Origin of the sequence: Duganella sp. CF517 (assembly GCF_900110275.1) — a bacterium.
In the GTDB taxonomy this organism is placed as follows: Bacteria; Pseudomonadota; Gammaproteobacteria; order Burkholderiales; family Burkholderiaceae_D; genus Rugamonas.
This window is the reverse complement of the sequence record NZ_FODC01000006.1, coordinates 396,413-420,531: the sequence shown is the minus strand read 5'-3', so window position 1 is coordinate 420,531 and position 24,119 is coordinate 396,413. Positions and strand designations below refer to the sequence as shown.

The window sequence follows — 24,119 nt, the reverse complement described above, 5'->3', positions numbered from 1 at the left end:
TGACCCACGACAATCAACAGTGAAAAAGACCGCGCGCGCCCCGCCCAGCCCGGAACGGGCGCACGGGGGAGCGGAAGCAAAGGAGGAAGACGCCCGGCTCAGCGGGCGTCGGCGGGACGCGGGCGCCGCGCCAGTACCGCCAAGGTGGCGGCCAGCAACGCCAGCGCGACCATGTTAAGTACCAGCGTGGCGTTCGAAAACCGCATCATCAGGCCGATGCTGACGCCGGCCTTGACGCTGAATTGCCAGCTGCCGTCGTGCGGAAAATAGCCGACCAGCTGGACCGCGTAGTACAGCATGCCGCCCCACGGTCCGCCGCGCCGGCGTTTGAGCGACAGCACGGCGGCCAGAAAACCGAACAGCCCGACGCCGAACAACACCGCCCGCGCCTCGGCGTCCTGTGGCGCGCCGAGCAGGCCCAGGCTCACGCCCAGGGTCAGCGCGCTGTTGAGCAGCAACACGCGCGCCACCCATGTTTCAAATCCCCGCATGCGGTTTTCCTCTGTTTGCCGGCGCAAGCCCGAAGGCGGCCAAGATTAGCCGAAGCGCGCCTGATAGTCGCTCGGCGCCACGCCCAGCTGCGCGGCGAAGGCGCGGCGTAGATTGTACTCGCTGCCGAAGCCGCTTTGCGCGGCGACCCGCTTGACCGTCATGCCGGGCTGCTCGAGCAGCGCGCAGGCGCATTCCATACGCAGCCGCAGCAGCAACTGCGCCGGCGACACGCCCGCCTCCTGCTGCAGTTTGCGGTGCAGCGAGCGTACCGACAGCGCGAACGCGGCCGCCATCTGGTCGACATCGATCGGCTGCTTCAGGCGCGCGCGCAGCCAGGCCGTCAGTTGGCCGTGCAAGCCCTGCGCATCGGCCTGGGCCAGCAGTTCCGAGCTGAACTGGCGCTGGCCGCCGGGGCGCTTGAAGAACACCACCAGCCGCTTGGCCACGCTAAGCGCGAAGTCGCGGCCCTGGTCCTCGCCCACCAGGCTCAGCGCCAGATCGATGCCGGCCGCGATGCCGGCCGAACTATATAGAGTGCCGTCCTTGATATAAATGGCGTCCTCCTGCACCGTGATGGCCGGGAACTGGGCCTGCAACTGCGCCGCGTCCTGCCAGTGGGTGACTGCGCGGCGCCCGTCCAGCAGTCCGGTGCGCGCCAGCAGGAAGGCGCCGGTACAGATCGAACAGCAACGGGCGACGGCGTCGGCGCCGCCGCCGGCTTGCGCCACCCAGCGCACCAGCTCCGCAGTCAGCGCCGGATTGCTGCCGTCCTCCACGCCGCGCCCGCCGGCAAGGATCAGCGTCGATCCGGCCAGGCCGGCGCCGGGCAGCGGCGCGGTCAGCACCGTCACCCCGGCGGCGGCCGCGACCAGGCCGCCGCCGGGGGACACCATATGTATACGGTAGGGCGCGGGACGGCCGGCGGCGAGCGCCTCGTCGTTGGCGGTGGAAAACACCTGGGCGGGGCCGGTGGCGTCGAGCAGCGCGAAGTCCGGCAACACCAGGAGCCAGACGTCGATGGCGGGGGCGGTAGCATTCATGTTGGCAGATATTCCACCATAGCTGTCATTTGTGTCAAGCGCGGAAGTGGGAAGATGCCTGCTTTCGTTTCAGGAGGCACCCCATGACCCGCACCATCGGCATTTACGTTTACGGCGACGTCGAGGTCCCCGACTTCGCCGGACCGTACGACGTGTTCACCTGCGCCACGCTCGACGGCCGGCAGCTGGCGCCGCACAACTGTCCCGCCAAAACAGCGGCCGGCGCCGCGTTTCCCGAGTTGCGGGTGCAAGGCAAGCGCCGCTCGACCGGCAATGGCGCCGTCATCGCCTCCGCCGGCGTCGCCACCGGCATCGACCTGTCGCCGCATCTGGTCGGGCGGTTGGCGGGACGCGAATTGGCGCTGGCCACCGCGCGGCAAATGGACAACGACTGGAGCAGACCGTGAACATCGTCCGTGCAAGCGACTACACCGGCGCGCGCGCCTGGGACGCGCAACCGATCGCCGCGATGAAGGACGCCACCGTGCGGCTGCACTGGACCGACCAGCCGTACCGCTGGCACGTCAACGACGGCGACGAGGTGTTCGCCGTGCTCGATGGCGAGGTGGCGATGCACTACCGCGAGGGCGGGCGCGAATTGGTGGTCCACCTGCGCGCCGGCGACATCTTCCATGCCGCCGAGGGGGACGCCCATTGCGCCCACCCGGTCGGCCAGGCGCGCATCCTGGTCATCGAGCGCGCCGGCAGCCCCTAGGCTGGCGCTGGCGCCGGGTTTGGCGTGCCCCGGTCGCGGTGGACCAGCCGGTACAGCAGCGGCAGCACCAGCAGCGTCAACGCGGTCGACGACAGGATCCCGCCGATGACCACCGTCGCCAGCGGACGTTGTACCTCGGCGCCGGTGCCGGTGGCGATCGCCATCGGAATGAAGCCCAGCGACGCCACCAGCGCCGTCATCAGCACCGGCCGCAGCCGGCCCAGCGCCCCCTCGCGTACCGCCTGCTCCACCGTGCGTCCCTGTTCGCGCAGGGAGCGGACGTAGGCGATCAGCACCAGGCCGTTGAGCACCGCCACCCCGGACAGCGCGATGAAGCCCACCGCCGCCGATATCGACAGCGGTATGCCGCGCAGCGCCAGCGCGGCGATGCCGCCCGTGAGCGCGAACGGAATTCCGCTAAACACCAGCAGCCCGTCGCGCAGGTTGCCGAACATCGCCAACAGCAGCACCATCACCAGCAGCAGCGCCACCGGCACCACGATCTGCAGGCGGCGCGCGGCCGACTGCAGCTGCTCGAACTGCCCGCCCCACGCGGTCCAGTACCCGGCCGGCACCTTGACCTGGCTTTGCAAGGCCTGCTCCGCCTCGGCGACGAAGGAGCCGATATCGCGTCCGCGCACATTGGCGCTGATGACGACGCGGCGCTTGCCGTCCTCGCGGCTGATCTGGTTCGGCCCCGGCGCCACGCTGAACGTGGCCACCTCGCCCAGCGGGATGAAGTGGGCGCCGCTTCCGCCGTCCGTTCCCGCCGCGCGCGGCAGCGGCACCGGCAGGCGCCGCATCACATCGAGGTCGTCGCGCAGCGCGTCCGGCAGCCGCACCACGATGTCGAAGCGGCGGTCGCCCTCGAACATCGTACCGGCCTCCTTGCCGCCGATGGCGGTGGCGATGGTCTCCTGCACATCGCCCACATTGAGGCCGTAGCGCGCGGTCTTGCTCCGGTCGATCTCCACCGTCAGCATCGGCAGCCCGGTGGTCTGTTCGATCTTGACCTCGGTCGCGCCCTGCACCTTGCCCAGCGCGGCGGCGATTTTCGCGGCGGTGTCGTTCAGCACCGCCGTGTCGTCGCCGAACAGCTTGACGGCGACGTCGCTGCGCACGCCCGATATCAGCTCGTTGAAGCGCAGCTGGATCGGCTGCGAGAACTCGAACGCGTTCCCGGGCAGCTTTTCGACCGTCTCCCGTATCGCCGCCAGCAGCTCGTCGCGCGACTTGCGCGGCTTGGGCCAGTCGGCCTGCGGCTTGAGCATGATGTAGCCATCCGAGACATTCGGCGGCATCGGATCGGAGGCGATTTCCGCCGTGCCGGTGCGCGCGAAGACCCGTTCGATCTCGGGGAATTTCCGCTTGAGCGTCAGCTCGATCTGTTTTTGCATCTCCACCGACTGCGTCAGGCTGGTGCCGGGGATGCGCAGCGCCTGGATGGCGAAGTCGCCCTCGTTCAAGTTCGGCACGAATTCGCTGCCAAGGCGCGTCGCCAGCAGCAGCGACAGCACCACCGAAATGCCGGCGAACGTCAGCACGACCGGGGTGTTGGCCAGCACGCGTTCCAGGATTGCGCCGTACCACGCGGTGATCCTGCGGTGCTCCTTCTCGACCACGTTGTCGCCGATGAACAGCGCCACGGCGGCCGGGATGAAGGTGATCGACAACAGCATCGCGCCCAGCAGCGCGATCACCACCGTCAGCGCCATCGGATGGAACATGCGGCCCTCGACACCGGTCAGCGCGAAGATCGGCAGGTAGACCACCATGATGATCAACTGACCGAACAGCAGCGGGCGGCGCGATTCCCTGGCCGCCGCGTGCACCTCGTCGAAGCGCTCGGCGCGGGTCAGCTTGCGGCCAAGCTGGTTCTGCGCGTGCGCCAGCCTGCGCACGCAGTTCTCGACGATCACCACCGCGCCGTCGACGATGATGCCGAAGTCCAGCGCGCCGAGGCTGAGCAGGTTGGCGCTGACCTTGTACGTGACCATGCCGGTAAACGTGAACAGCATCGACAGCGGTATCACCATCGCCGTGATCAGCGCCGCGCGGATATTCCCGAGGAACAGGAACAGCACCGCGATCACCAGCACCGCGCCTTCGAGCAGGTTTTTCTTCACCGTGGCGATGGCCTTGTCGACCAACGCCGTGCGGTCGTAGACGGTGATGGCCTGCACGCCGGCCGGCAGGCTGCGGTTGATGTCGACCATCTTCCTGTCGACCGCCTGCGAGACCGCGCGGCTGTTTTGGCCGATCAGCATGAAGACGGTGCCCAGCACCACCTCGCGGCCGTTGTCGGTGGCGGCGCCGGTGCGCAGTTCGCGGCCGATCTGCACCTCGGCGACGTCGCGCACCCGCACCGGCACGCTGTCGACGTTACTGAGGATGATGTTGCGGATATCCTCCAGCGACTGCACCTGTCCCGGCGCGCGCACCAGCAGCTGCTCGCCGCGCTTTTCGATGTAGCCGGCGCTGGCGTTGGCGTTGTTGCGGTCCAGCGCCGTCACCACATCCTGCAAGGTCAGGCCGTAGGACGCCAGGCGCTGCGGGTTGGGCGCCACCTGGTATTCCTTGGCGTAGCCGCCGATCGAATTGATCTCGGTGACGCCGGCGACGTTGCGCAGCTGCGGCTTGATGATCCAGTCCTGGATCTCGCGCAGGTCGGTCGGCGTGTAGGGCGTGCCGTCGGCCTTCTTCGCGTCCGGCTTGGCCTCCACCGTCCACAGGTAGATCTCCCCCAGCCCGGTGGAGATCGGCCCCATGGCAGGCGCGATTCCGGCCGGCAGCCGCGTCCTGGCTTCCTGTATGCGCTCGTTGACCATCTGGCGCGCGAAAAAGATGTCTGTGCCGTCCTTGAAGATGACGGTGATCTGCGACAGCCCGTAGCGCGACAGCGAGCGTGTCTGCTCCAGGTTCGGCAGGCCGGCCATGACGGTCTCGATCGGGAACGTCACGCGCTGCTCGGTCTCCAGCGGCGAGTAGCCCGGCGCGGCGGTGTTGATCTGCACCTGCACGTTGGTGATGTCGGGGACCGCGTCGATGGGCAGCTTTTGGTAGCTGTAGATGCCGAAACCGGCCATCCCCGCCACCGCCAGCATGACCAGCCAGCGCTGGACGATGGCAAACCGTATGATTCGTTCGAACATAATGTCGTCCCCCGCCTCAGTGCGCGTGCTCGGCGCTGCCCTTGCCCAGTTCCGCCTTGAGGACGAAACTGCCGGCGGCGGCGTACTGCGTGCCGGCCGTCAGGCCGTGCACGATCTCGGTGATCTTGCCGTCGCTGCGCCCCGGCGCCACGGAGCGCGGCATGAAACCGCCGGCCACCTTGACGAACACCACGGGCTTGTCCTCCAGGGTCTGGATCGCCTCGGTGGCGACGGTGACGGCGGCGGCGCCGGTCTGGCCGGACAACACATCGACGTTGACGAACAGGCCCGGACGCCACGCGCGGTCCGGATTGGCCAGCGCCACGCGGGCCTTGGCGGTGCGGGTCTGCTCGCCGAGCAGCGAGCCGACATAGGTGATCTTGCCGGTGGCCTGGGCGTCGAAGGCCGAAGCCTTGACGGTCACCGTCCCGCCCACGCGCACCAGGTTCAGGTCCTTCGGCGGCACGGCGATTTCCGCCCACACGGTCGACAGGTCGGAGATGGTGAAGACGTTGGCGTCTTCCTTGACCGCCTCGCCCAGCGCCAGGTGCTTTTCCATGACGATGCCGTCGAACGGCGCGCGCAGTTCCAGCCGGTTCAGGTCCGAGCCGGAGGCGGCGCCGGTGCCGAAGGCGCTCAACTTCTGGCGCGCGTTCTGCACCGCGATTTCCGCCTCGCTCATCGCCTGTTTGGCCTGCAGATAATCCTGCTCGGCGGAGATCTTGTCCTGCCACAGCCGGCGTTCGCGATCGAGCGTGGTGCTGGCCAGCGCCAGCCGCCGCTGCGCCGACAGCAGCTCGCTGCGCTGCTCGGACAAGCCGCTGCTGGCGACCACCGCCAGCACCTGCCCCTGCCTGACGGTCTGGCCCAGGTCCGCCATCACGGCGGTGACCACGCCGGACAGCTTGGGCACCACGTGCGCGGTGCGGTCCTCGTTGAAACGGATCTCGCCGGGCAGCGTGATGGCGACGCTGATGTCGGCCGCCGCGGCGGTGGCGACAACGATGCCGGCCGCCGTGATCTGCGCGTCGTCGAGCGCGATTTTTTCGGGCTTTTCCTCGCCGGCGTGATCGTCTTTACGTGGTGCCACCGCTTCCGACCCATGGTCATCGTGGTTTTCGAGCGTTTCTTCGCCGCGCTTCGGCATCAGCATCCATGCCGCCAGCAGCACGCCGATGACCGCCATGACGGCGATCGTGAGCTTCTGTTTTTTGGTCATATTGTTCATCTTATTGGTCCTCTCCGAGGATGCGGCCGATGGCGGACTTGGCGCGATGCGCCTCCGCCAGGGCGTTGAGGTATTGGGATTTCGCCTGCAGCAAGGTGCGCTGGGCGTCGAGCACGTCGAGGAAGCCGAATTTGCCGTAATCGAATCCGGTGCTGGCCGCCGCATAGGCGCTTTGCGCGCCGGGCACGATTTCGCTGCGCAGCGCCAGCGCCTGTTGGCGGGCGACGTCGAAATCCTCGCGCGCCTGCGCCAGTTCGGCGTCCAGCCGCAGCGCGGTGGAGCTCAACTCGTCGCGCGCCTTGTCGACGCGGCGCGCCGTTTCCAGCACGGCGCCCTGGTTGCGGTCGAAGAATGGCAGCGGTACCGAAATGCCGAACACCGCCTGCGAACGCCCAAGTTCCTCCGAGCGCTTGCTGCCGACGTTGAGCGTGATGTCGGGCATCCGGCGGGTCAGCTCGACCCTGGCCAGCGCCTGGCGTCTGTCCAGTTCCGAGCGCGCCAGCGCCATGCCGGGGGCCTGCGCCAGCCGGTGGTGCAGCAAGGCCTGGTCGGGCAGCGACGGCAAGGTATCGAGATCGCCGTCGGCCTTTTCGAAGCGCGGCGCCGGATTGCCCCACATCGCCGCCAGCTTCTTGCGCGCGATCGCCAGGGTGCTGCGCGCGCGCAGCAGATCCAGCTGCACGGTCGACGCGGCGACCCGCGCGCGCGTCTCCTCCACCGGCGACACCTTGCCGGCGACGACGCGCCGTCCGGTGGCGGCGGCGGCGCGCTGCGCCAGTTCGGACGCCTCCTGCGCCAGCCGCAATTGCTCCTGCGCGGCCAGCACGGCGAACCAGCCGTCGATGACATCGGCGCGGATATCGGCCTTGCGTGCGCCCAGTTGCGCCGAGGCGCTATCGCGTTCGCGCTGCGCGGCCTGCACGCGCGCCTGGCGTTTGCCGCCCAGCTCCAGCGGCTGACTCAATAGAAAGGTGGTTTCGCGGGCGTCGCGGCGGGTATCGACCCGTTCGACCGAGAGCGAGGGATTGGGCGGCAAACCAGCCTGCTGGACCGCGCCGTCCACCGCCAGCAGCTCGTGGCGCGCGGCCGACAGGTCGGCGTTGGCGTCGGCGGCCAGCGCCAGCGCCGCCTCCAGCGTCAACGGCCCGGTGGGTTCGGACGCGGGCACGGATCCACCGGCCAGCGCGAACGCCGGCCATGCCGCCATATAAAGCGACAAAACATACTTGTACATCGAATTCTCCGAATGAATGGAAAAGAATTCGACGAGACGTCACCGTCGTCGGACAAAAAATATGAGGAGGAGAGGTCTCGTCGCGCTAGGCGACGAGCAGCCAATTGGGGCGCCGGGGCCCATCGGAGATATAAGAATGATAATCGGGGATCAATGCCGCGGCATGCCACTGCGCCGCCGGCTGCGCCAACATCGCGCCTTCTTCGAGTACCGACGCCTGCACCGCGTGATGGCACACTTCGCAATCGCTATGCACCTTGACCGGCTTGCCGTGGTCCGGATCCTCGTCGGACTGCGCCTGGTGCTGATGGCCGTGGTGGCCGAAGTGGCTCACCTTGGCCGGCTCGTGCTGGCAATAGACGGCCGCCATCGACCAGGCGTACTGGATCGGCAGTATGGTCAGCAGCAGGATGAGCAATAGCTTTTTCACCAGCCTATTGTAGCAGCCTGCCGCCGGCCATGCGCCATCAGGCCTTTTTCAGCAGCTCGGCGCGTAACGGCATCTCGCGTACCCGCTTGCCGGTCGCCGCGAACACCGCGTTGGTCAGCGCCGCCCCCACACCGGCCGTTCCCGGCTCGCCGATGCCGCCCGGCGCCTCGGTGCTTGGGACGATCTCCACCTCGATCACCGGCGCCTCGCTCAATCGCAGGATGCGGTAATCGTGGAAGTTACTCTGCTCGACGCGCCCGTCCTTGAAGGTGATGACGCCGAACAGCCCCGCCGTCAGGCCGTAGTTGATGCCGCTCTGGATCTGCGCCGCCACGGTGTCCGGATTGACGACATGGCCGCAATCGACCACGCAGACCACGCGCTTGACCGCCACCTCGCCGTCGTCGTTGACGCTGACGTCGACCACCTGCGCCAGATAGGTGCCCCAGGCGCGCATCAGCGCGATGCCCCGGCCGGACCGCGCCGGCAGCTTGGCGCCCCAGCCGGCGCGCTGCGCGGCCAGTTTGAGCACGTGGGCCGCGCGCGGCTGCCGGCGCAGCATCGCCAGGCGGTAGGCCAGCGGGTCCTGGCCGGTTTTTTCCGCCAGCTCGTCGATAAAGCTCTCCAGCACCGCCATGTTGCGGGTCGGGCCGACACCGCGCCAGAAGCCGCTCGGCACCGGGCCGTCCTCGCGCGTGTACTCGACGCGCATGTTCGGGATATCGTAGGAGAAGGTGTCCGAACCCTCGACGTTGTCGGTGTCCAGGCCATCCTTCAGGAAAGACGGCGCGAACGTAGCCAGGTTCGACGGCCCCGCGATCTTGTGCGAGAACGCCACCGGCATGCCCTTGGCGTCGAGCGAGGCGGACACCGAATGCGCGTACAGGCCGCGCACCAGATCGTGCTGGATATCCTCCTCGCGGCTCCACACCACCTTCAGCGGCGCCTTGACCTGCTTGGCCAGCGCGGCCGCCTGCACCACGTAATCGGTGTACAGACGGCGCCCGAAGCCGCCGCCGATCAGGTGGTTGTGCAGCGTGACCTTTTCCGGCGCCAGTCCCAGCACCTTGGCGGCATCGTCGCGCGCGCGGGCCGGCACCTGCGTGCCTACCCAGATCTCGGCGCTGCCGGCCTTGGCGTCGTAATGGACGGTGCAGTTCATCGGCTCCATGGTCGCGTGGGCCAGCATGGGATTGACGTAGACCGCCTCGACGCGCTTGCCGTCGGCGGCGAGCGCCTTGAGCGCATCGCCGTCGTCGCGCGCCACCTTGCCGGGTTTTTTCAGCGCCTCGACCATGATGGCGCGCACGTCGTCGGTCGACAGCTTGGCGTACCGGCCTTCGTCCCAGGTGATCTCCAGCGCCGCCAATCCCTGCTTGGCGTACCAATAATTATCGGCCACCACGGCCACCGCGTTATCGAGCTTGACGACACTGCGCACGCCGCGCAGCTTGCGCGCCTTGGCGTCCTTGACGGATTTGAGCTTGCCGCCGACGACCGGACTCGCCGCCACCACCGCCACCTTCATGCCCGGCACCACGGTATCGATGCCGAACAACGCGGTGCCGTCGGTTTTACCCTTGGCGTCGAGGCGCTTGAGCGGCTTGCCGATCAACTTGAAGTCTTTCGGGTCTTTCAGCGCGATCTTCTCCGGCAGCGGCAATCTGGCGGCCGCCTGCACCAGCTGGCCGTACTTGATGCGGCGGCCGCTGGCCGCGTGCACCACTTCACCGTGTTCGGCGTGGCAGCTGTCCGGCGCCACCTTCCACTGGTCGGCGGCGGCCTGGATCAGCACCATGCGCGCGGCCGCACCGGCCTGGCGCATCGGCTCCCACATCAGGCGGATGGAGGTCGAGCCGCCGGTGAACTGGTCGCCGAACGGCGCGCCGTAGACCTTTGCATCGGGCGGCGCGTGGCGCAGCGAGATCCTGTCCATGTCGACCTCCAGCTCCTCGGCGATCAGCATCGGCACGGAGGTATAGGTACCCTGCCCCATCTCCACCTTGGGCATGGTGAGGGTGATGGTATCGTCGGCGCCGATGGAGACGAAGGCATTCAGGTCCGCCGGCGCGGCGGCGGCGGTGGCGGCGAACGTCTCGCCCGGCAGCGACCAAAAGCCGACCATCAAGCCACCGCCGGCGGCGGCCGCGATCTTCAGAAAGCTCCGGCGCGACTGTTCGATGGACCCGGGATGAAAGGGAGCGTTCATCTCAAGCCCCCTGCAGCAGCGGCGACTGGGCGGCATCCTTGATCGCGGCGCGGATGCGGGCATAGGTACCGCAGCGACAGATATTACCGGACATGGCATCGTCGATATCGGCGTCGGTCGGCTGCTTGTTCCCGGCCAGCAGCGCGGCGGCGGACATGATCTGGCCCGACTGACAGTAACCGCATTGCACCACCTCGGCGGCGATCCACGCCTGCTGCGCGGCCTTGCCGGCGGGCGTCGCGGCCACGCCCTCGATGGTGGTGATCTTCTTGCCGGCGACCGCCGACACGGGCAGCACGCAAGACCGGGTGGCCTCGCCGTCGACATGCACGGTGCAGGCGCCGCACAGCGCCATGCCGCAGCCGAATTTGGTGCCCATCATATGGGCCTCGTCGCGCAGCACCCACAACAGCGGCATATCGCCGGCGACATCGAATTCGCGGCTCTTGCCATTGATTTCCAGCTTGACCATGTGCGGCTCCTTACAGAGAAAGGATAAAGCCACACTATAGACAGAGTGTCCTCCCAACAATACTCCCCAAAAGTGATAACACAACCCCTGGGGTCAGTGCCGACATTCGGACATTTTGGAACTTTTGCTTCACCCGGAAGTTCCCAATTTTCGGCTTTTGTCCGAATGTCGGCACTGACCCCCGGTTTATTTTGGTTGGAAGCGGTTCCAGGCGGCGGGCAGTAACAGCTATGTCATATGACGTCATTACTCTATGGCCTTTTTACTTCCAACCATTGGACTCCCGCATGCACCTCGTTCCGTCGCGCCCCCTTATCCTCGCCATCAGCATCGCCGTCGCCTTGAGCGCCTGCGGCGGTTCCAGTAATGACGATCAGGTCGTGGCCGTTCCGGCGGCGCCGGCCGACCAGGGCGCGGCCGACCTGGCCCCGGTGCCGACCGTCACCGCCTTCGTCGATACCGCCGCCACCAACCAGCGCGGCGACGCCCGCTACGCGACCCTCGACACCAACGCCGGCGTGCGCGTGCTCGCCGGCATGCTGCAAATCTGGAAACCGCTGACCGAAATTGTCGACGCCGGCGTGACCGCGCCGGCCGTCGGCAGCTTCCCGGCCGTCGTCGCCTCCGCCTGGACCGGCGTGCCGAACGATGGCACCAACGGCGGCACCATCCTGAACCAGGCCGTCCACAACGCCAATATCGACTACGTCGTTAAGGCCACCGCCAACCGCACGCCGGAACAGGCGCTGGCCGCGTATCTGGACGACCGCCGCAACAAGGGCTACAGCGTCAGCGACGGCATGGGCCCGCTGACCAACGCCTGGCGCGCCGCCGCCCAGCAGACCACCACCATCACCGCCATCGCGGCCGACGCCACCACCGTGCTGTACAACGACGGCGGCAACAACAACGGCGTCGGCGGCAGCGCCAACCCGACCTTCGGCGCCGTCGTCGATCTGGTCAACATGGTCGGCGCCAACGGGTCGACCGAGCCGGCCAAGCGCTTCTATAAATATGCCCGCCCCTACCGCTGGAGCAGCGCGGTGCAGGTGCTGCCGGCGCTGGTCCCGGCCAAGAGCACGACCCCGACCACCGACGGCGGCTTCACCAGCGGCCACTCGGCCGAATCGGTGCGCAACGCGCTGGCGATGGCCTACGCGGTGCCGGAGCGCTATCAGGAAATCATCAGCCGCGGCCTGGAATTGGGCGAGTCGCGCATCCTGGCCGGCATGCATTCGCCGCTCGACGTGCTGAGCGGGCGTATCCACGCCCAGGCGGTGGTTGCCGCCGCCATGGTCGACCCGGCCAACGCCGCCAAGAAGACGGCCGGCTACGCGCAGGCGCACAGCGCCCTGATGGCCGCGACCTCGACCACGCCGACCACGTTCACCGCGTTCGCCCAATCGGGCAGCGACCGCTTCTCGGACTACGCCACCAACAAGGCCAACTACCTGCGCCGCATGACCTATGGGTTCGCGCCGATCGCGCCGACCAACGCGCCGGCCTCGGTGCCGAAGGGCGCCGAAGTGCTGCTGGAAACGCGCCTGCCCTACCTGAGCGACGCCCAGCGCCGCGTGGTGCTGAAAACCACGGCGGTCGCGTCCGGCTATCCGGTGATGGACGATCCTGAAGGCTGGGGCCGACTCAACCTGTTCGCGGCGGCCGACGGCTACGGCGCCTTCACCGGCAACGTGGTGCTGGCCATGGACGCGTCCAAGGGCGGCTTCAACGCGGCCGACCGCTGGCGCAACGACATCGGCGGCAGCGGCAAGCTGATCAAGCAAGGCAGCGGCACGCTGAAACTGGCCGGCAACAACAGCTGGACCGGCGGCACCGAGCTGACCGCCGGCGCGCTCGAGGGCGTGTCGCCGACCGCGTTCGGCAACGGCGACGTCTATGTCAGCGGCGGCACGCTGGTCGCCAACACCGCTTCCCAGCTGAAACTGGCCCGCGCGTACACGCAACTGGCCGGCGCCACCACCCTCGAGCTCAACGCGCTGGGCGGCGCCAAGGGCACCATGACGGTGGCCGGCACCGCCACCATCGCCGGCGGTACGCTGCGCGTCAAGTTCCCGGGCAGCTACAAGCCGAAGGCGGGCGAGAGCATCATCGTGCTGAGCGCCGGCAATCTGAAGGGCCGTTTCACCAGCATCGCGGTCGACGGCTTCACCAATGTCACGCCGGTGTACAGCGCGACGACGCTGACGTTGACGATCGGTAGCTAACTCTTCCGCTCTACCGGTATCATGGGGCATGATTCGTCATGCCCCTTTTTTATTGGAAAACGCGGATACCCGATGAACGACAACGACCCGACATCGCACCCCCAGGGCGATTTTTTCAACGCCGACCGCTTTCACAACGACCTGCAGAATTTCTCCAAGCAGATCGCCGGCTGCGACAAACTGGTACGCATGGCGAATATCAGCCTGAACCAGATCGACGCGCGCATCGCCGAGGCGGCCAAGATCGAGGCCAAGGCCGCCGCCATCGTCGACGCCACCGCCAGGGAGGCGGGACGGGTGGCGGCCGAATCGGCCAGCATCGCCGTGGCCGACATGATGGGCAAGATGGCGGCGGTGACCAAGGAAGCCGAACAGGTCGTCCAGGCGATCAACCGCAGCCGGGGACAGACGGGCTTGTGGATCGCGTTCTACATCGCCTGCACCTTGGTGATGTGCCTGCTCACGGCATGGATCACGCAACGCATCGCCAAGTCATCGGCGATCACCCCGGAAATCACCGAGTCGATCGCGCTGGGCGAAAAGCACGAGGCGCTGCTGCGCAAGGCGACCGACAAGGAACGCAAGCTGATCAACGAGATCATCGCGCGCAAACCCAAATCCAAAGAGCGTTAGATACCCGACGGATATTTGACCAAGGCCGGGCCGCTGACTAAGATGAGGAGATGGAAGCGCGCCTGATCACGCTCGAAGAATTCGCCATCGAAACGCGGGGACGGCTCGCGAAGATCGAATTGCGCCTCGAGCAAACGGCGGCCAAGCGGACATCGCCGATATCCGCGCCGACATGCAAAAATCCAGCACCGATATTCTTTGCTGGATGATCGCGACGACCATCGGCCTCTTCTTCGGTTTTGGCGGATTGTTTTTCATGATGAGCAATACGACCAAGCGTCCCGCGCCGATCGTCATCTACGCCCAGCCGCCCGCCCCGCCAACCGCGCCCGGCTAATATCGTTGCGCCGCTTGGTGATTATCTAAATTGCATCGCCCGCGCGTTCACGGCACACTCCTGCCATGAACATACTATTGCAGGCCGTGATGATCACGGCAATCGGCTGCGCTTCCGCCCACGCGCAGCAAGTGACGGTTGCCGGCGGCAAAGTCGCCGGCCAGCCCATGGCCGACGGCAGCAGCATCTACTACGGCATCCCGTACGCCGCCGCGCCGGCCGGAGCACTGCGCTGGAAGCCGCCCGTCCCGCGCGCCGCCTGGTCCGGCGTGCTCGACGCCACCAAGATCGCGCCGGCCTGCGCCCAGGGCGATACCGGCTGGAACAAGGACTTCCTGCCGACGATGCGCGAGGATTGCCTGACGGTGTCGATCCGCACGCCGGCCGCGACGAAAAACACGGCCCGCCTGCCGGTGCTGGTCTACCTGCACGGCGGCTCCAACGCCTACGCCGGCGCCGGCGGCATGGCGGACGACGCGCTGCACCGCGAAGGCATCGTCCTGGTCAAGGTGCAATACCGGCTGGGCGCGTGGGGCTTCCTCGGCCTCGACGCGTTGCGCGAGGAAAGCCCGCACGGCGCCTCCGGCAATTACGCTCTGCTGGACCAGCTCGCCGCGCTGAAATGGATACGGGCGAACATCGCCACCTTCGGCGGCGACGCCGGCAACGTCACCATCACCGGCAACTCGGCCGGCGCGTTCGATGCGCTGCTGCTGACCATGTCGCCGCTGTCGCAAGGGCTGTTCGACAAAGCGATCCTGCAGGCGCCGGCCCCCGGCGCGCCCCGCACCGCGCGACAGAACGAGGCGATCGGCAACGTGCTGCTGGACCGCCTGCGACTGCCGCATGGCGCCGAAGGGCTGGCCAGGCTGCGGCAATTGCCGGCGGCGACCGTCGACGCGGCCGCCGCCAATCTGCCGACGCCGGAAGGCGTCGATCCGAGCTTTATCTGGGAACAGCAAATCATCGACGGCCACGTGGTGCCGCTGCCGTACGCGCAGGCATATGCCAAAGGGGCCGGCAAGGATATTCGCGTCATCATCGGCAGCAACAGCCAGGAGCTGGGGTCCGACCGCAAGCCGGACCACGTGCCGGCGCTGCTGACGGCGGCGTTCGGCAAGCAGGCGCAGGCGGGCGGCGCGCTGTACCGTGACGACGCGGTGCTGGGCAGCGTGCCGACGCAATTGATCACGGATATGTGGTTCCGCTGTCCGGCCGGCTGGATGGCGCGGCACATGGCCGATCCGGCGCGGGTGTGGCGGTATGAATTCGGGCTGGGCGCGCCGGGTTCGGGCAAGCCGCCCGAGCACACGTCGGAAATGGATTATGTTTATCGTGCCATCCCGGTTAAGGCGATGCCGGCCGAGTGGCCGCCGGTGATACGCTATTGGGCCAACTTTATCCGCAGCGGCGATCCGAACGGCGCCGGCTTGCCGCGCTGGCCGGCGGTGGGCCACACCGCCTGGGAGGCGGCGGCGTATCTGGACATCGCGCCGACCGGTGTCGAGGCGCGCAAGGGGTTGCGCGCGGCGCAGTGCGGGTTGATGTACCAGGAGCGGGATTATCCGCAGTCGGCCACCGTGCCGAATTAAGCGAGCAGTGTGCGCATGGCGGATGCACGTCACGCCATCCGCCATACAGGCGTCAATCTTACGGCGCCGGACTGTCCGCCACGTGCGTGGCGCGCTTGCCCAGGCTTTGCTCTTGCGGGCCGGGCGCGTCGAGCACGGGACGCAGGCGCGGCAGCGAATCCGGATAGTTGGCCGCCACGAAGGCGATGATCGCTTCGCGGATTTCGCAGCGCAGGTCGAAGGCGGTGCCGGAATCCTGCGCGCTGATCAGCAATCGCAGCTGCATGCCCCGGTCGTCGGCGTCGGTCACGTGCAGCACGCACACCCGCTGGTCCCAGCGCGACGACGCGTGCGTGATGCGCTCGAACTCGGCGCGGATCGCCGGCACCGGCACGCTGAAGTCCAGCCATAGGAACACCGTGCCGAGGATCGACGACGACGTGTGCGTCCAGTTCTCGAACGGATTTTCAATAAACCATTGCAGCGGCACGATCAGGCGCCGCTCGTCCCAGATCCGCACCACGACGTAAGTGCCGGTGATCCGCTCGACGCGCCCCCATTCGCCCTTGACGATCAGCACATCGTCCAAGCGGATCGGCTGCGAGAAGGCGATTTGCAGTCCCGCGATAAAGTTGCCCAGCACGGGCCGCGCCGCGATACCGGCCACCAGGCCCGCCACGCCGGCCGAGGCCAGCAAACTGGCGCCGAACTGCCGCGCCCCGGGCAAGGTCAGCAGGACGAACCCCAGCCCCACCAGCCCGATGATGAAGTTGGCGCTGCGGGTCAGCACGGCCGTTTGCGTCAGCAGCCGGCGCGCGCGCAGGTTGTCGGCGGAATCCACCGGGTTGACCTCGGTGATGGTGCGCTTGATGGAATTGACGCAGGCAATCGCCAGCCACGTCAGACAGATAATCAGCAGCACGCTGTTGATGCGGGAGATCGGCAGCAGCAGCGGCATGTTTTCCGGCGCGCCCGTCAGCACCAGGCGCAGCGCGAACAGCGCCATGCACAACTGGCTCGGACGCCAGCCGTACTTGATGGCATTGGTGGTGTAAGGCCGGTTACGCGCGATGCGGCGGAGCAGCATAATGCCGGCCCGATGCAACAGTAGAGCCACGGCAACAAACACCACGGCGCTGATGCCCACCACTGCGGCGGCGCGCCACGGCCCTTCATGCATATCGGAGAAATAGTCGAGTTCCATGGGCCCGATTCTAGGGGACTCTGCCATGTTGCGGCGCGCCATTTGCCCGCATGCGTGCGCTAGCGAACAAAGGTTTTTCCCTCATGAATGAAACAATAGAGGAGCTGAGGTCGATTGCCACGCATCCCGAAAAATTGATGCAGCGGTTGTTTTTCTATCCTGCAATCACACCTGAGGACTCCTCCAATGCTTTCACGCTCTGTAAAATTATCACTACGTTTCATGTTCCCCCTGGCAATACTGCTGGGATTGTTCGCCTACATCGTCGTCCCGCTGATGGACAACCTGACCCTGCGCTGGTCGGTGCGCGATCTGGATAACCGCTCGCAATTGTTAGCCGCGACCTTGCAGGTGCCGCTGCGCGAGGACGTGCTGCTCAACGACAAGGCGCACATCAAGAAGCTGTTCGACGGCGCCATCGAAGACGAGCGCCTGTTCGCCTTGGGCTTCTGCGATCCGTCCGGCAAGCTGCTGTACAAAACCTCCACCTACCCGCAATCGCTGGGCTGCTGGGAAAAGCCGACCGACGGCACCAAGCAAAAGTCGCTGGTGCAACTTCCGCGCGGTCCGGTGCACGTCGCCGACACCCCGATCGAAGACAACGGCACCGGCCTGGGCCGGCTGATCCTGGTGCACGACATGAGCTTCATCGAGCGCCGCAGCGCCGAGACCACCAAGTACGTGCTGATCTTCTTCGCGCTGCTGGGCGTGGCGATCGCCTTCCTGACCCTGCTGGTGTCGCACCTGAGCTGGCGCGGCTGGCTGGCCAGCCTGAACGACGTGCTGCGCGGCCAACTGCTGCCGCGCGACGTCAAATCGACCGCCCCCGGCGCCACGCCGCCACCGCCGCCGCCGCCGGAAATGGAACCGCTGATCGGCGAGCTGCGCAGCCTGCTCGAGGAATACCACGAGGAACGCCAGAGCAGCAGCAGCAACAACAGCGCCGAATGGGCGCCGGAAAAACTCAAGGCCCTGCTGCAACAGGATCTGGCCGGCGACCAGGTGCTGGTGGTGTCCAACCGCGAGCCCTACATCCACGAGAAAAACGCCGACGGCACGATCCGCGTGCGGCGTCCGGCCAGCGGCCTGGTGACGGCCGTCGAGGCGGTCATGCGCGCCTGCTCCGGTACCTGGATCGCCCATGGCGCCGGCAGCGCCGACCGCGAGACGGTCGACCGCAACGACCACGTGCCGGTGCCGCCGAAGAATCCAAGCTACACCTTGCGCCGCGTCTGGCTGACGGAAGAAGAGGAAAAAGGCTACTACTACGGCTTCGCCAACGAAGGCCTGTGGCCGCTGTGCCATATCGCCCACGTGCGTCCGGTGTTCCGCTCGTCCGACTGGGAAGAGTACGTCAAGGTCAACCGCCGCTTCGCCGACGCCGTCATCAAGGAAGCGCGCACCGACAACCCGGTGGTGCTGGTGCAGGATTACCACTTCGCCCTGCTGCCGCGCATGGTGCGCGAGGCGCTGCCGAAGGCCACCATTATCACGTTCTGGCACATCCCATGGCCTAACTCGGAGTCGTTCGGCATTTGCCCGTGGCGCGAAGAAATCCTCGAAGGCATGCTGGGCAGCACGATCCTGGGCTTCCACACGCCGTTCCACCGCAAGAACTTCCTCGACACGGTCGACCGTTACCTGGAAACCCGTATCGAGCCGGAAGCGTCGACCATTTCGTACGGCAACGAGCTGACCCAGGTCGAGGACTACCCGATCTCGATCGCCTGGCCCGACTATCCGGACACGCAACCGGTGGAACAGTGCCGCACCGAGATCCGCCAGATCCTCGGCGTGCCGGAAGACCACCTGCTGGCCTTCGGCGTCGACCGCCTCGACTACACCAAGGGCATCCTGGAGCGCTTCCAGGCCGTCGAGAGCATGCTGGAGCGCCATCCGACCATGATCGGCAAGTTCAGCTTCGTGCAGATCGCCGCGCCGAGCCGTTCCGACCTGGAGGAGTACATGAACTTCGAGCAGCGCGTGCGCAAGCTGGCAGCGCGGGTCAACGACCGCTTCGGCAGCGACGGCTACCTGCCGATCATCCTGAAGATCGAGCACCACGAGCAGGCCGAACTGCAGCGCTACTTCCGCGCCAGCGAGGTGTGCATGGTGACCAGCCTGCACGACGGCATGAACCTGGTGGCCAAGGAATTCATCGCCGCCCGCGACGACGAACGCGGCGCGCTGGTGCTGAGCCAGTTCACCGGCGCCGCCCGCGAGCTGCACGAAGCCTTGATCATCAACCCGTACCACATCGAGCAGGGCGCCGAGGCGCTGTATCGCGGCCTGACGATGCCGCCGGTCGAGCAGCGCGAACGGATGCGCAGCATGCGCGACCGCGTGCGCCGCTTCAACGTCTACCGTTGGGCCGGCCACATGCTGCTCGACGCCGCCCGTCTGCGCAAACGCGAAAAAGTGATGCAGAAGATCCGTTCCCACAGCCGCGGCAACCTGCGCCGGGTCAGTTAAATTGGCAGGTGAAAAGACAACGATGATGACACTCGAACCGAACCCGGCTGACGAAACCACGTCCGCCGACAACCAGGCTTTCCTGCTGGCCGACTGGCCCGATTGCAGCCTGTTCCTGGACTTCGACGGCACCCTGGTCGACCTGGCCGAAACGCCCGACACGGTGGTGGTCGTGCCCGGCCTGGTCGAGGCGCTGGCCAGCTTGCGCGACAAGCTGGGCGGGCGCCTGGCCATCGTCAGCGGCCGCCCGATCGAACAGATCGACGCCATGCTGGCGCCGCTCAAGCTGCCGGCGGCCGGCGTGCACGGCGCCGAGCGGCGCGCCGCCGACGGCGCCCTGCACTACATCACCGTGCTGCCGCTGGACGCCGCCAAAGCGCGCCTGCAACCGCTGGTGGCGCAGTATCCGGAGCTGTTGCTGGAGGAAAAGCGCGGCGCGCTGGCGCTGCACTACCGGCTGGCGCCGGGACTGAAGGAGCTGTGCGAACAGGTCATGCAGGAAGCGCTCGACGCCAGCCCCGGCATGGTACTGTTGCATGGCAAAATGGTGCTGGAGCTCAAGCCCGGATCGAGCACCAAGGGCAGCGCCCTGGCCGCGTTCATGCAGGAAGCGCCGTTCCAAGGCCACAAGCCGGTATTTGCCGGCGACGATACCACCGACGAAGCCGGCATCGCCTACGCCCAGCAAGCGGGCGGCATGGGCGTCAAGATCGGCCCCGGTCCGAGCGCCGCGCTGCGCCGCCTCGCCTCGCCGCAGGCATTGCGCGCGCAGCTGATGCAAGCGGCCACTACCCTGCCTCATGGAGACAAACAATGACCAGCACCGAAACCGACACCAACTCCGCCGCCCACACCAATCCCAACGAGGCCGCGCCCGGCAAACCGGTCACGCCCGAGGCGTCGCTGAACTGCGGCGTCATCGGCAATTGCTCGTACAACGCGCTGGTCGACCGCAGCGGCAACATCGTCTGGTGCTGCCTGCCGCGCTTCGACGGCGATCCGGTGTTCAATGCCCTGCTCGACAATTCCGAGAACGGCAGCGTCTGGAGCATCGAGCTGGAAAACTGCGTCAAGACCGAGCAGTTCTACGATCCCAACACCGCCGTGCTGCGCACCCGCCTGATGGACGCCGACAACCACGGCATCGAGATCACCGACTTCGCGCCGCGCTTCACCAGCCGCGACCGCATGTTCCGGCCGCTGATGCTGATCCGCCGCATCCGCATCCTCAACAGCGCGGTGCGCATCCGCGTGCGGCTGCGTCCGCGCTTCGACTGGGGCCGCGAGGCGCCGGAGATCACCCGCGGCAGCCACCACATCCGTTACGTCGGGCCGGACCAGACCTTGCGCCTGAACACCGATGCCTCGCTCAGTCACCTGCTGTCGGAGACCTGGTTCCTCGCCAACAGTTCGCTCAACTTCATGCTGGGGCCGGACGAGACCTTGAACGACGGCATCGAGGACGTGTGCCGCCGCTTCGAGAAGGAAACCATCAACTACTGGCGCAACTGGAGCCGCCGCCTGGCGCTGCCGTACGAGTGGCAGGACGTGGTGATCCGCGCGGCCATCACGTTGAAAATGTCGCTGTACGAGGACACCGGCGCCATCATCGCCGCCATGACCACCAGTATTCCGGAAGCGCCCGGCAGCGCGCGCAACTGGGACTACCGCTTCTGCTGGCTGCGCGACGCCTTCTTCGTGGTGCGCGCGCTCAACAGCATTTCCGAGGTCGGCACGATGGAGGAATACCTGCGCTGGCTGAGCAACATCGTCGCCAGCTCCAAGGGCGGCCACATCCAGCCGCTGTACGGCATCGGGCTGGAGGAATTCCTGCCCGAGTCGACGGTGGACCACTTGCCCGGCTATCGCGGCCACCAGCCGGTGCGGGTCGGCAACCAGGCGCAGGAACACTTCCAGCACGACGTCTACGGCAACGTGGTGCTGGGGGCGGCGCAAGCCTTCCTCGACCACCGTCTGCTGAACCGCGCCGGCGTGGCCGAGTTCGCGCATCTGGAGGCGGTCGGCGAACAAGCCTTCCGCGTCCACGACCAGCCGGACGCCGGCATGTGGGAGCTGCGCACCCGCGCCCGCGTGCACACCTCGTCGATGCTGATGAGCTGGGCGGCGTGCGACCGCCTGGCCAAGATCGCCAACGTGCTGGAGTTGCCGGAGCGCGCCGCGCACTGGCAGGCGCGCGCCGAGCAAATCCGCGTGCCGCTGCTGCGCGATTCGTGGAGCGAGAAGCGCCAGGCCTTCTGCGAGAGCCTGGGCGGCGAGGACCTGGACGCCAGCGTGCTGCTGATGGCCGAGGTGAACTTCATCGATCCGAAGGACCCGCGCTTCGTCAAGACGGTCGAGGCGCTGGAGAAGTCGCTGTGCGACGGCCCGTACATGCGCCGCTACGAGGCGCCGGACGATTTCGGCAAGCCGGAGACGGCGTTCAACATCTGCACCTTCTGGCGCATCGACGCGCTGGCGCGCATCGGCCGCAAGGAAGAGGCGCGCGAGATCTTCGAGACCATGCTCAAGGCGCGCAACCATCTGGGGCTGCTGTCCGAGGACACGCACCCGGTCACCGGCGAAATGTGGGGCAACTTCCCGCAGACGTATTCGATGGTGGGCTTGATCAATTGCGCGATGCGCCTGTCGGCGCCGTGGGATAGCGTGGTCTAGACGGCGCCTTGCGGCGTCCTGGGCAATTTGCCCAGGACCGCCTCGATCGCATCGACATCCACCGGCTTGGTCAAATGTTCGGCGAAGCCGGCTTCCCTGGACAGGGCGCGGTCGTTTTCGGCGCCCCAGCCGGTCAGCGCGATCAGCGCCATGCCGTCGAGCGCCGGGTTGTTCCGCAGCGCCTGCGCCAGCTCGTAGCCGTTCAGATTCGGCATGCCGATGTCGATCAACCCGACCTCCGGTATCCAGTCCTGCACCACCTCCAGCGCCTCGATGCCGTCGTTGGCGACGCGGATGCTGTGCCCTTTGAACTCCAGCAGACTGGCCAGCGTCTGCGCCGCGTCGGCGTTGTCGTCCACCACCAGTATCCGCAGCATGTCCGCGCGCGGCGCCGCCGCCGGCCGGTCGTGCGCCGGCCGCGCCGCTTCGTCGCCCACGCTCAACGGCAACCGGAGCGTGAAGGTGGTGCCGCCGCCGTGGGCGCCGCCGCTGGCGACGCTGATGCTTCCGTCATGCATCTCCAGCAGCCGCTTGACCAGCGACAGGCCGATCCCCAGGCCGCCGTGCGACAAATCCATATTGCGGCCGACCTGGTTGAACATGTCGAAGATGAACGGCTGCGCCGCCTGCGGGATGCCGACACCGTTGTCCGCGACCGCGATGACGATCTGCGCGCCGTCGCGCACCGCGCTTACATCGATGCGGCCGCCGGGCGGCGTGTACTTGGCCGCGTTGTTGAGCAGGTTGCCCAGCACCTGCACCAGGCGGGTCGGGTCGACCAGCAACTCGATCGCCTCGTCGGGCATGGCCACATGCAGCCGGTGGCGGGCGCCCTCGATCATCGGCGCGTTGGCCTCCACCGCCGCCGAGACGATGCCGTGCAGCGACACGCGCTCCTTCTTCAGATCGATCTTGCCGCCGTTGATGCGGGCGACATCGAGCAGGTCGTCGACCAGCCGCACCATGTGCGTGACCTGGCGGTCCATCATGTCGCGCATGCGTTCGACCATCTGCGGGTTGGCGCCGCTGAGCTTGAGGATATCGAGGCCGCTGCGGATCGGCGCCAGCGGATTGCGCAACTCGTGCGCGAGCACCGCCAGGAACTCGGTCTTGCGGCGGTCGACCTCGGACAGGTCGGCCGCCAGCCGGCGCAGGCGCGCCTCGTTCTCCTTGCGCACGCTAACGTCGGTGAACAGCAGCGCCACCTTGCGGCTGTCGGCGTCGCCGACGCGGCTGGCGTAGCCTTCGAACCAGCGCCCGCTCGACTGCGCCTGGTTCTCGAAGCGCACCGGCTGCCCGGTCAGCGCCACTTTCGCATAGGTGTCGATCCAGTACGAGCCGATATGCGGGACCACTTCCTTGATGGTCTTGCCGACGACATCGCCCAGCCCGTAGATCGCGATCCCCGCCGGATTCATCTCCAGCACCTTGTAGTCGACCGCCGCGCCGGCGTCGTCGAAGATCACATCGATCACGCTGAAGCCCTGGTCCATCGCATCGAACAGGTTGCGGTAACGCTCCTCGCTGCTGCGCACCTGCTGGTACAACTGGCGCAGGTGCTCGTCGTCGGCGCGCTCGCGGGTCAGCTTCTCGTTGAGCAGCGCCAGCTCGGCGTCGCCCGCGCGGTTGATGACCTCGCGCACCTTCTTGCCGACGACAATGAAAAAGATGCCGACCACCGCAAACAGCGCCAATGAAATCTGGTCGCGAATGCTGCCGACGTACAAGGTGCCGAGCGGCAAGAAGATCGAACAGCCGTACAGGAAGCCGGTCAGCAGCACGATCGCCGCCGGGCCGCTGCCGAGCACGGCCGCGGCCAGCGCCACCAGCGAAATGAACAGCAGAAACGGCACGCGGTTGCCGACGAAGGCGGCCACCCCGATCTGCAGCAGCAACGCCAACAACGACAAGCCGACGCCGACGGCATAGCGCATCGCGGGAGAAAGTTTTTTTGCGGAAAGCAGCATCGGAAGTCCTTGGTTTTCCTAATCATACCAAGCGACAACGCCACCCCGCAAAACGGGCCGGGCAA

19 protein-coding genes are annotated in these 24,119 nt (G+C 67.0%); 9 read left to right on the top strand and 10 right to left on the bottom strand.

The window, feature by feature from the left end:
- Nucleotides 1–98: 98 nt before the first annotated feature.
- Together BMX85_RS23970 and BMX85_RS23965 are read right to left on the bottom strand one after the other, a co-directional pair.
- On the bottom strand, nucleotides 99–491 hold the full coding sequence (locus BMX85_RS23970) for a hypothetical protein (protein ID WP_090324785.1): 393 nt from the start codon (nucleotides 489–491) through the stop codon (nucleotides 99–101).
- 45 nt (nucleotides 492–536) lie between these two features.
- Nucleotides 537–1,532 (bottom strand): GlxA family transcriptional regulator, encoded by a 996-nt coding sequence (locus BMX85_RS23965; protein WP_090324685.1) that lies wholly within the window; start codon nucleotides 1,530–1,532, stop codon nucleotides 537–539.
- 83 nt (nucleotides 1,533–1,615) lie between these two features.
- Between BMX85_RS23965 and BMX85_RS23960 the strand changes: the two genes are divergently transcribed.
- Both BMX85_RS23960 and BMX85_RS23955 read left to right on the top strand, forming a co-directional pair.
- Nucleotides 1,616–1,939 carry a type 1 glutamine amidotransferase family protein gene (locus BMX85_RS23960; RefSeq protein ID WP_090324683.1) on the top strand — a complete coding sequence of 108 codons (324 nt, stop codon included), beginning with the start codon at nucleotides 1,616–1,618 and terminating at the stop codon, nucleotides 1,937–1,939.
- On the top strand, nucleotides 1,936–2,247 hold the full coding sequence (locus BMX85_RS23955) for a cupin domain-containing protein (RefSeq protein ID WP_090324681.1): 312 nt from the start codon (nucleotides 1,936–1,938) through the stop codon (nucleotides 2,245–2,247). Before BMX85_RS23960 ends, BMX85_RS23955 begins: the two co-directional genes overlap by 4 nt.
- Here BMX85_RS23955 and BMX85_RS23950 read toward each other — a convergent pair.
- The 6 genes from BMX85_RS23950 to BMX85_RS23925 form a co-directional block, all read right to left on the bottom strand.
- Nucleotides 2,244–5,399: an efflux RND transporter permease subunit gene (locus BMX85_RS23950; protein ID WP_090324679.1), complete on the bottom strand. Its 3,156-nt coding sequence runs from the start codon at nucleotides 5,397–5,399 to the stop codon at nucleotides 2,244–2,246. The two genes, BMX85_RS23955 and BMX85_RS23950, sit on opposite strands and share 4 nt — an antisense overlap.
- A 16-nt stretch (nucleotides 5,400–5,415) precedes the next feature.
- Nucleotides 5,416–6,618, bottom strand: coding sequence for an efflux RND transporter periplasmic adaptor subunit (locus BMX85_RS23945; protein ID WP_090324783.1), 1,203 nt, complete (start codon nucleotides 6,616–6,618; stop codon nucleotides 5,416–5,418).
- A gap of 10 nt (nucleotides 6,619–6,628) precedes the next feature.
- On the bottom strand, nucleotides 6,629–7,861 hold the full coding sequence (locus tag BMX85_RS23940; protein ID WP_090324677.1) for a TolC family protein: 1,233 nt from the start codon (nucleotides 7,859–7,861) through the stop codon (nucleotides 6,629–6,631).
- 85 nt (nucleotides 7,862–7,946) lie between these two features.
- Entirely contained in the window at nucleotides 7,947–8,291 is a 345-nt protein-coding gene (locus BMX85_RS23935) for a hypothetical protein (RefSeq protein WP_090324673.1), read from the bottom strand.
- Nucleotides 8,292–8,328: 37 nt separating this feature from the next.
- Nucleotides 8,329–10,500: a xanthine dehydrogenase family protein molybdopterin-binding subunit gene (locus tag BMX85_RS23930; RefSeq protein WP_229210649.1), complete on the bottom strand. Its 2,172-nt coding sequence runs from the start codon at nucleotides 10,498–10,500 to the stop codon at nucleotides 8,329–8,331.
- A gap of 1 nt (nucleotide 10,501) precedes the next feature.
- On the bottom strand, nucleotides 10,502–10,972 hold the full coding sequence (locus tag BMX85_RS23925; protein ID WP_090324667.1) for a (2Fe-2S)-binding protein: 471 nt from the start codon (nucleotides 10,970–10,972) through the stop codon (nucleotides 10,502–10,504).
- Nucleotides 10,973–11,259: 287 nt separating this feature from the next.
- Here BMX85_RS23925 and BMX85_RS23920 point away from each other — a divergent pair, with 287 nt between their 5' ends.
- From BMX85_RS23920 to BMX85_RS23910, 4 genes are all read left to right on the top strand, one after another.
- The gene (locus BMX85_RS23920) at nucleotides 11,260–13,197 is read left to right on the top strand and encodes a phosphatase PAP2 family protein (RefSeq protein WP_090324665.1); all 1,938 of its coding nucleotides are present in this window, start codon (nucleotides 11,260–11,262) and stop codon (nucleotides 13,195–13,197) included.
- Nucleotides 13,198–13,269: 72 nt separating this feature from the next.
- Nucleotides 13,270–13,830, top strand: a complete 561-nt coding sequence (locus tag BMX85_RS23915; RefSeq protein WP_090324663.1) for a hypothetical protein — start codon at nucleotides 13,270–13,272, stop codon at nucleotides 13,828–13,830.
- 172 nt (nucleotides 13,831–14,002) lie between these two features.
- Complete coding sequence (locus BMX85_RS30595) at nucleotides 14,003–14,167, top strand: hypothetical protein (protein ID WP_177196869.1); 165 nt, start codon at nucleotides 14,003–14,005, stop codon at nucleotides 14,165–14,167.
- 89 nt (nucleotides 14,168–14,256) lie between these two features.
- A complete protein-coding gene (locus tag BMX85_RS23910; RefSeq protein WP_177196868.1) occupies nucleotides 14,257–15,759 on the top strand; it encodes a carboxylesterase/lipase family protein in 1,503 nt (500 codons plus the stop codon).
- A gap of 58 nt (nucleotides 15,760–15,817) precedes the next feature.
- Here the strand turns inward: BMX85_RS23910 and BMX85_RS23905 are convergent, their stop codons facing one another.
- The gene (locus BMX85_RS23905; protein ID WP_090324657.1) at nucleotides 15,818–16,942 is read right to left on the bottom strand and encodes a mechanosensitive ion channel family protein; all 1,125 of its coding nucleotides are present in this window, start codon (nucleotides 16,940–16,942) and stop codon (nucleotides 15,818–15,820) included.
- Nucleotides 16,943–17,128: 186 nt separating this feature from the next.
- Here BMX85_RS23905 and BMX85_RS23900 point away from each other — a divergent pair, with 186 nt between their 5' ends.
- From BMX85_RS23900 to BMX85_RS23890, 3 genes are read left to right on the top strand one after another with little or no spacing between them, the layout of a single operon-like run.
- Nucleotides 17,129–19,414, top strand: a complete 2,286-nt coding sequence (locus BMX85_RS23900) for an alpha,alpha-trehalose-phosphate synthase (UDP-forming) (RefSeq protein WP_090324654.1) — start codon at nucleotides 17,129–17,131, stop codon at nucleotides 19,412–19,414.
- A gap of 22 nt (nucleotides 19,415–19,436) precedes the next feature.
- Entirely contained in the window at nucleotides 19,437–20,231 is a 795-nt protein-coding gene (otsB, locus tag BMX85_RS23895; RefSeq protein ID WP_229210648.1) for a trehalose-phosphatase, read from the top strand.
- Nucleotides 20,228–22,087, top strand: a complete 1,860-nt coding sequence (locus tag BMX85_RS23890; RefSeq protein ID WP_229210647.1) for a glycoside hydrolase family 15 protein — start codon at nucleotides 20,228–20,230, stop codon at nucleotides 22,085–22,087. The genes otsB and BMX85_RS23890 overlap by 4 nt, the downstream gene beginning before the upstream one ends.
- On the opposite strand, the gene BMX85_RS23885 is transcribed toward BMX85_RS23890, so the two are convergent.
- A complete protein-coding gene (locus BMX85_RS23885) occupies nucleotides 22,084–24,054 on the bottom strand; it encodes a hybrid sensor histidine kinase/response regulator (RefSeq protein WP_090324651.1) in 1,971 nt (656 codons plus the stop codon). The genes BMX85_RS23890 and BMX85_RS23885 overlap by 4 nt on opposite strands.
- Nucleotides 24,055–24,119 lie beyond the last annotated feature (65 nt).

Bases quoted from the DNA above. Each gene is read 5' to 3' on its own strand.
- BMX85_RS23950 (WP_090324679.1), bottom strand. From the start codon at position 5,399: ATGTTCGAACGAATCATACGGTTTGCCATCGTCCAGCGCTGGCTGGTC.
- BMX85_RS30595 (WP_177196869.1), top strand. From the start codon at position 14,003: ATGCAAAAATCCAGCACCGATATTCTTTGCTGGATGATCGCGACGACC.
- BMX85_RS23915 (WP_090324663.1), top strand. From the start codon at position 13,270: ATGAACGACAACGACCCGACATCGCACCCCCAGGGCGATTTTTTCAAC.
- BMX85_RS23960 (WP_090324683.1), top strand. From the start codon at position 1,616: ATGACCCGCACCATCGGCATTTACGTTTACGGCGACGTCGAGGTCCCC.
- BMX85_RS23965 (WP_090324685.1), bottom strand. From the start codon at position 1,532: ATGAATGCTACCGCCCCCGCCATCGACGTCTGGCTCCTGGTGTTGCCG.
- BMX85_RS23905 (WP_090324657.1), bottom strand. From the start codon at position 16,942: ATGGAACTCGACTATTTCTCCGATATGCATGAAGGGCCGTGGCGCGCC.
- BMX85_RS23900 (WP_090324654.1), top strand. From the start codon at position 17,129: ATGCTTTCACGCTCTGTAAAATTATCACTACGTTTCATGTTCCCCCTG.
- BMX85_RS23970 (WP_090324785.1), bottom strand. From the start codon at position 491: ATGCGGGGATTTGAAACATGGGTGGCGCGCGTGTTGCTGCTCAACAGC.
- otsB (WP_229210648.1), top strand. From the start codon at position 19,437: ATGATGACACTCGAACCGAACCCGGCTGACGAAACCACGTCCGCCGAC.
- BMX85_RS23920 (WP_090324665.1), top strand. From the start codon at position 11,260: ATGCACCTCGTTCCGTCGCGCCCCCTTATCCTCGCCATCAGCATCGCC.
- BMX85_RS23945 (WP_090324783.1), bottom strand. From the start codon at position 6,618: ATGACCAAAAAACAGAAGCTCACGATCGCCGTCATGGCGGTCATCGGC.
- BMX85_RS23940 (WP_090324677.1), bottom strand. From the start codon at position 7,861: ATGTACAAGTATGTTTTGTCGCTTTATATGGCGGCATGGCCGGCGTTC.
- BMX85_RS23930 (WP_229210649.1), bottom strand. From the start codon at position 10,500: ATGAACGCTCCCTTTCATCCCGGGTCCATCGAACAGTCGCGCCGGAGC.
- BMX85_RS23925 (WP_090324667.1), bottom strand. From the start codon at position 10,972: ATGGTCAAGCTGGAAATCAATGGCAAGAGCCGCGAATTCGATGTCGCC.
- BMX85_RS23885 (WP_090324651.1), bottom strand. From the start codon at position 24,054: ATGCTGCTTTCCGCAAAAAAACTTTCTCCCGCGATGCGCTATGCCGTC.
- BMX85_RS23910 (WP_177196868.1), top strand. From the start codon at position 14,257: ATGATCACGGCAATCGGCTGCGCTTCCGCCCACGCGCAGCAAGTGACG.
- BMX85_RS23890 (WP_229210647.1), top strand. From the start codon at position 20,228: ATGACCAGCACCGAAACCGACACCAACTCCGCCGCCCACACCAATCCC.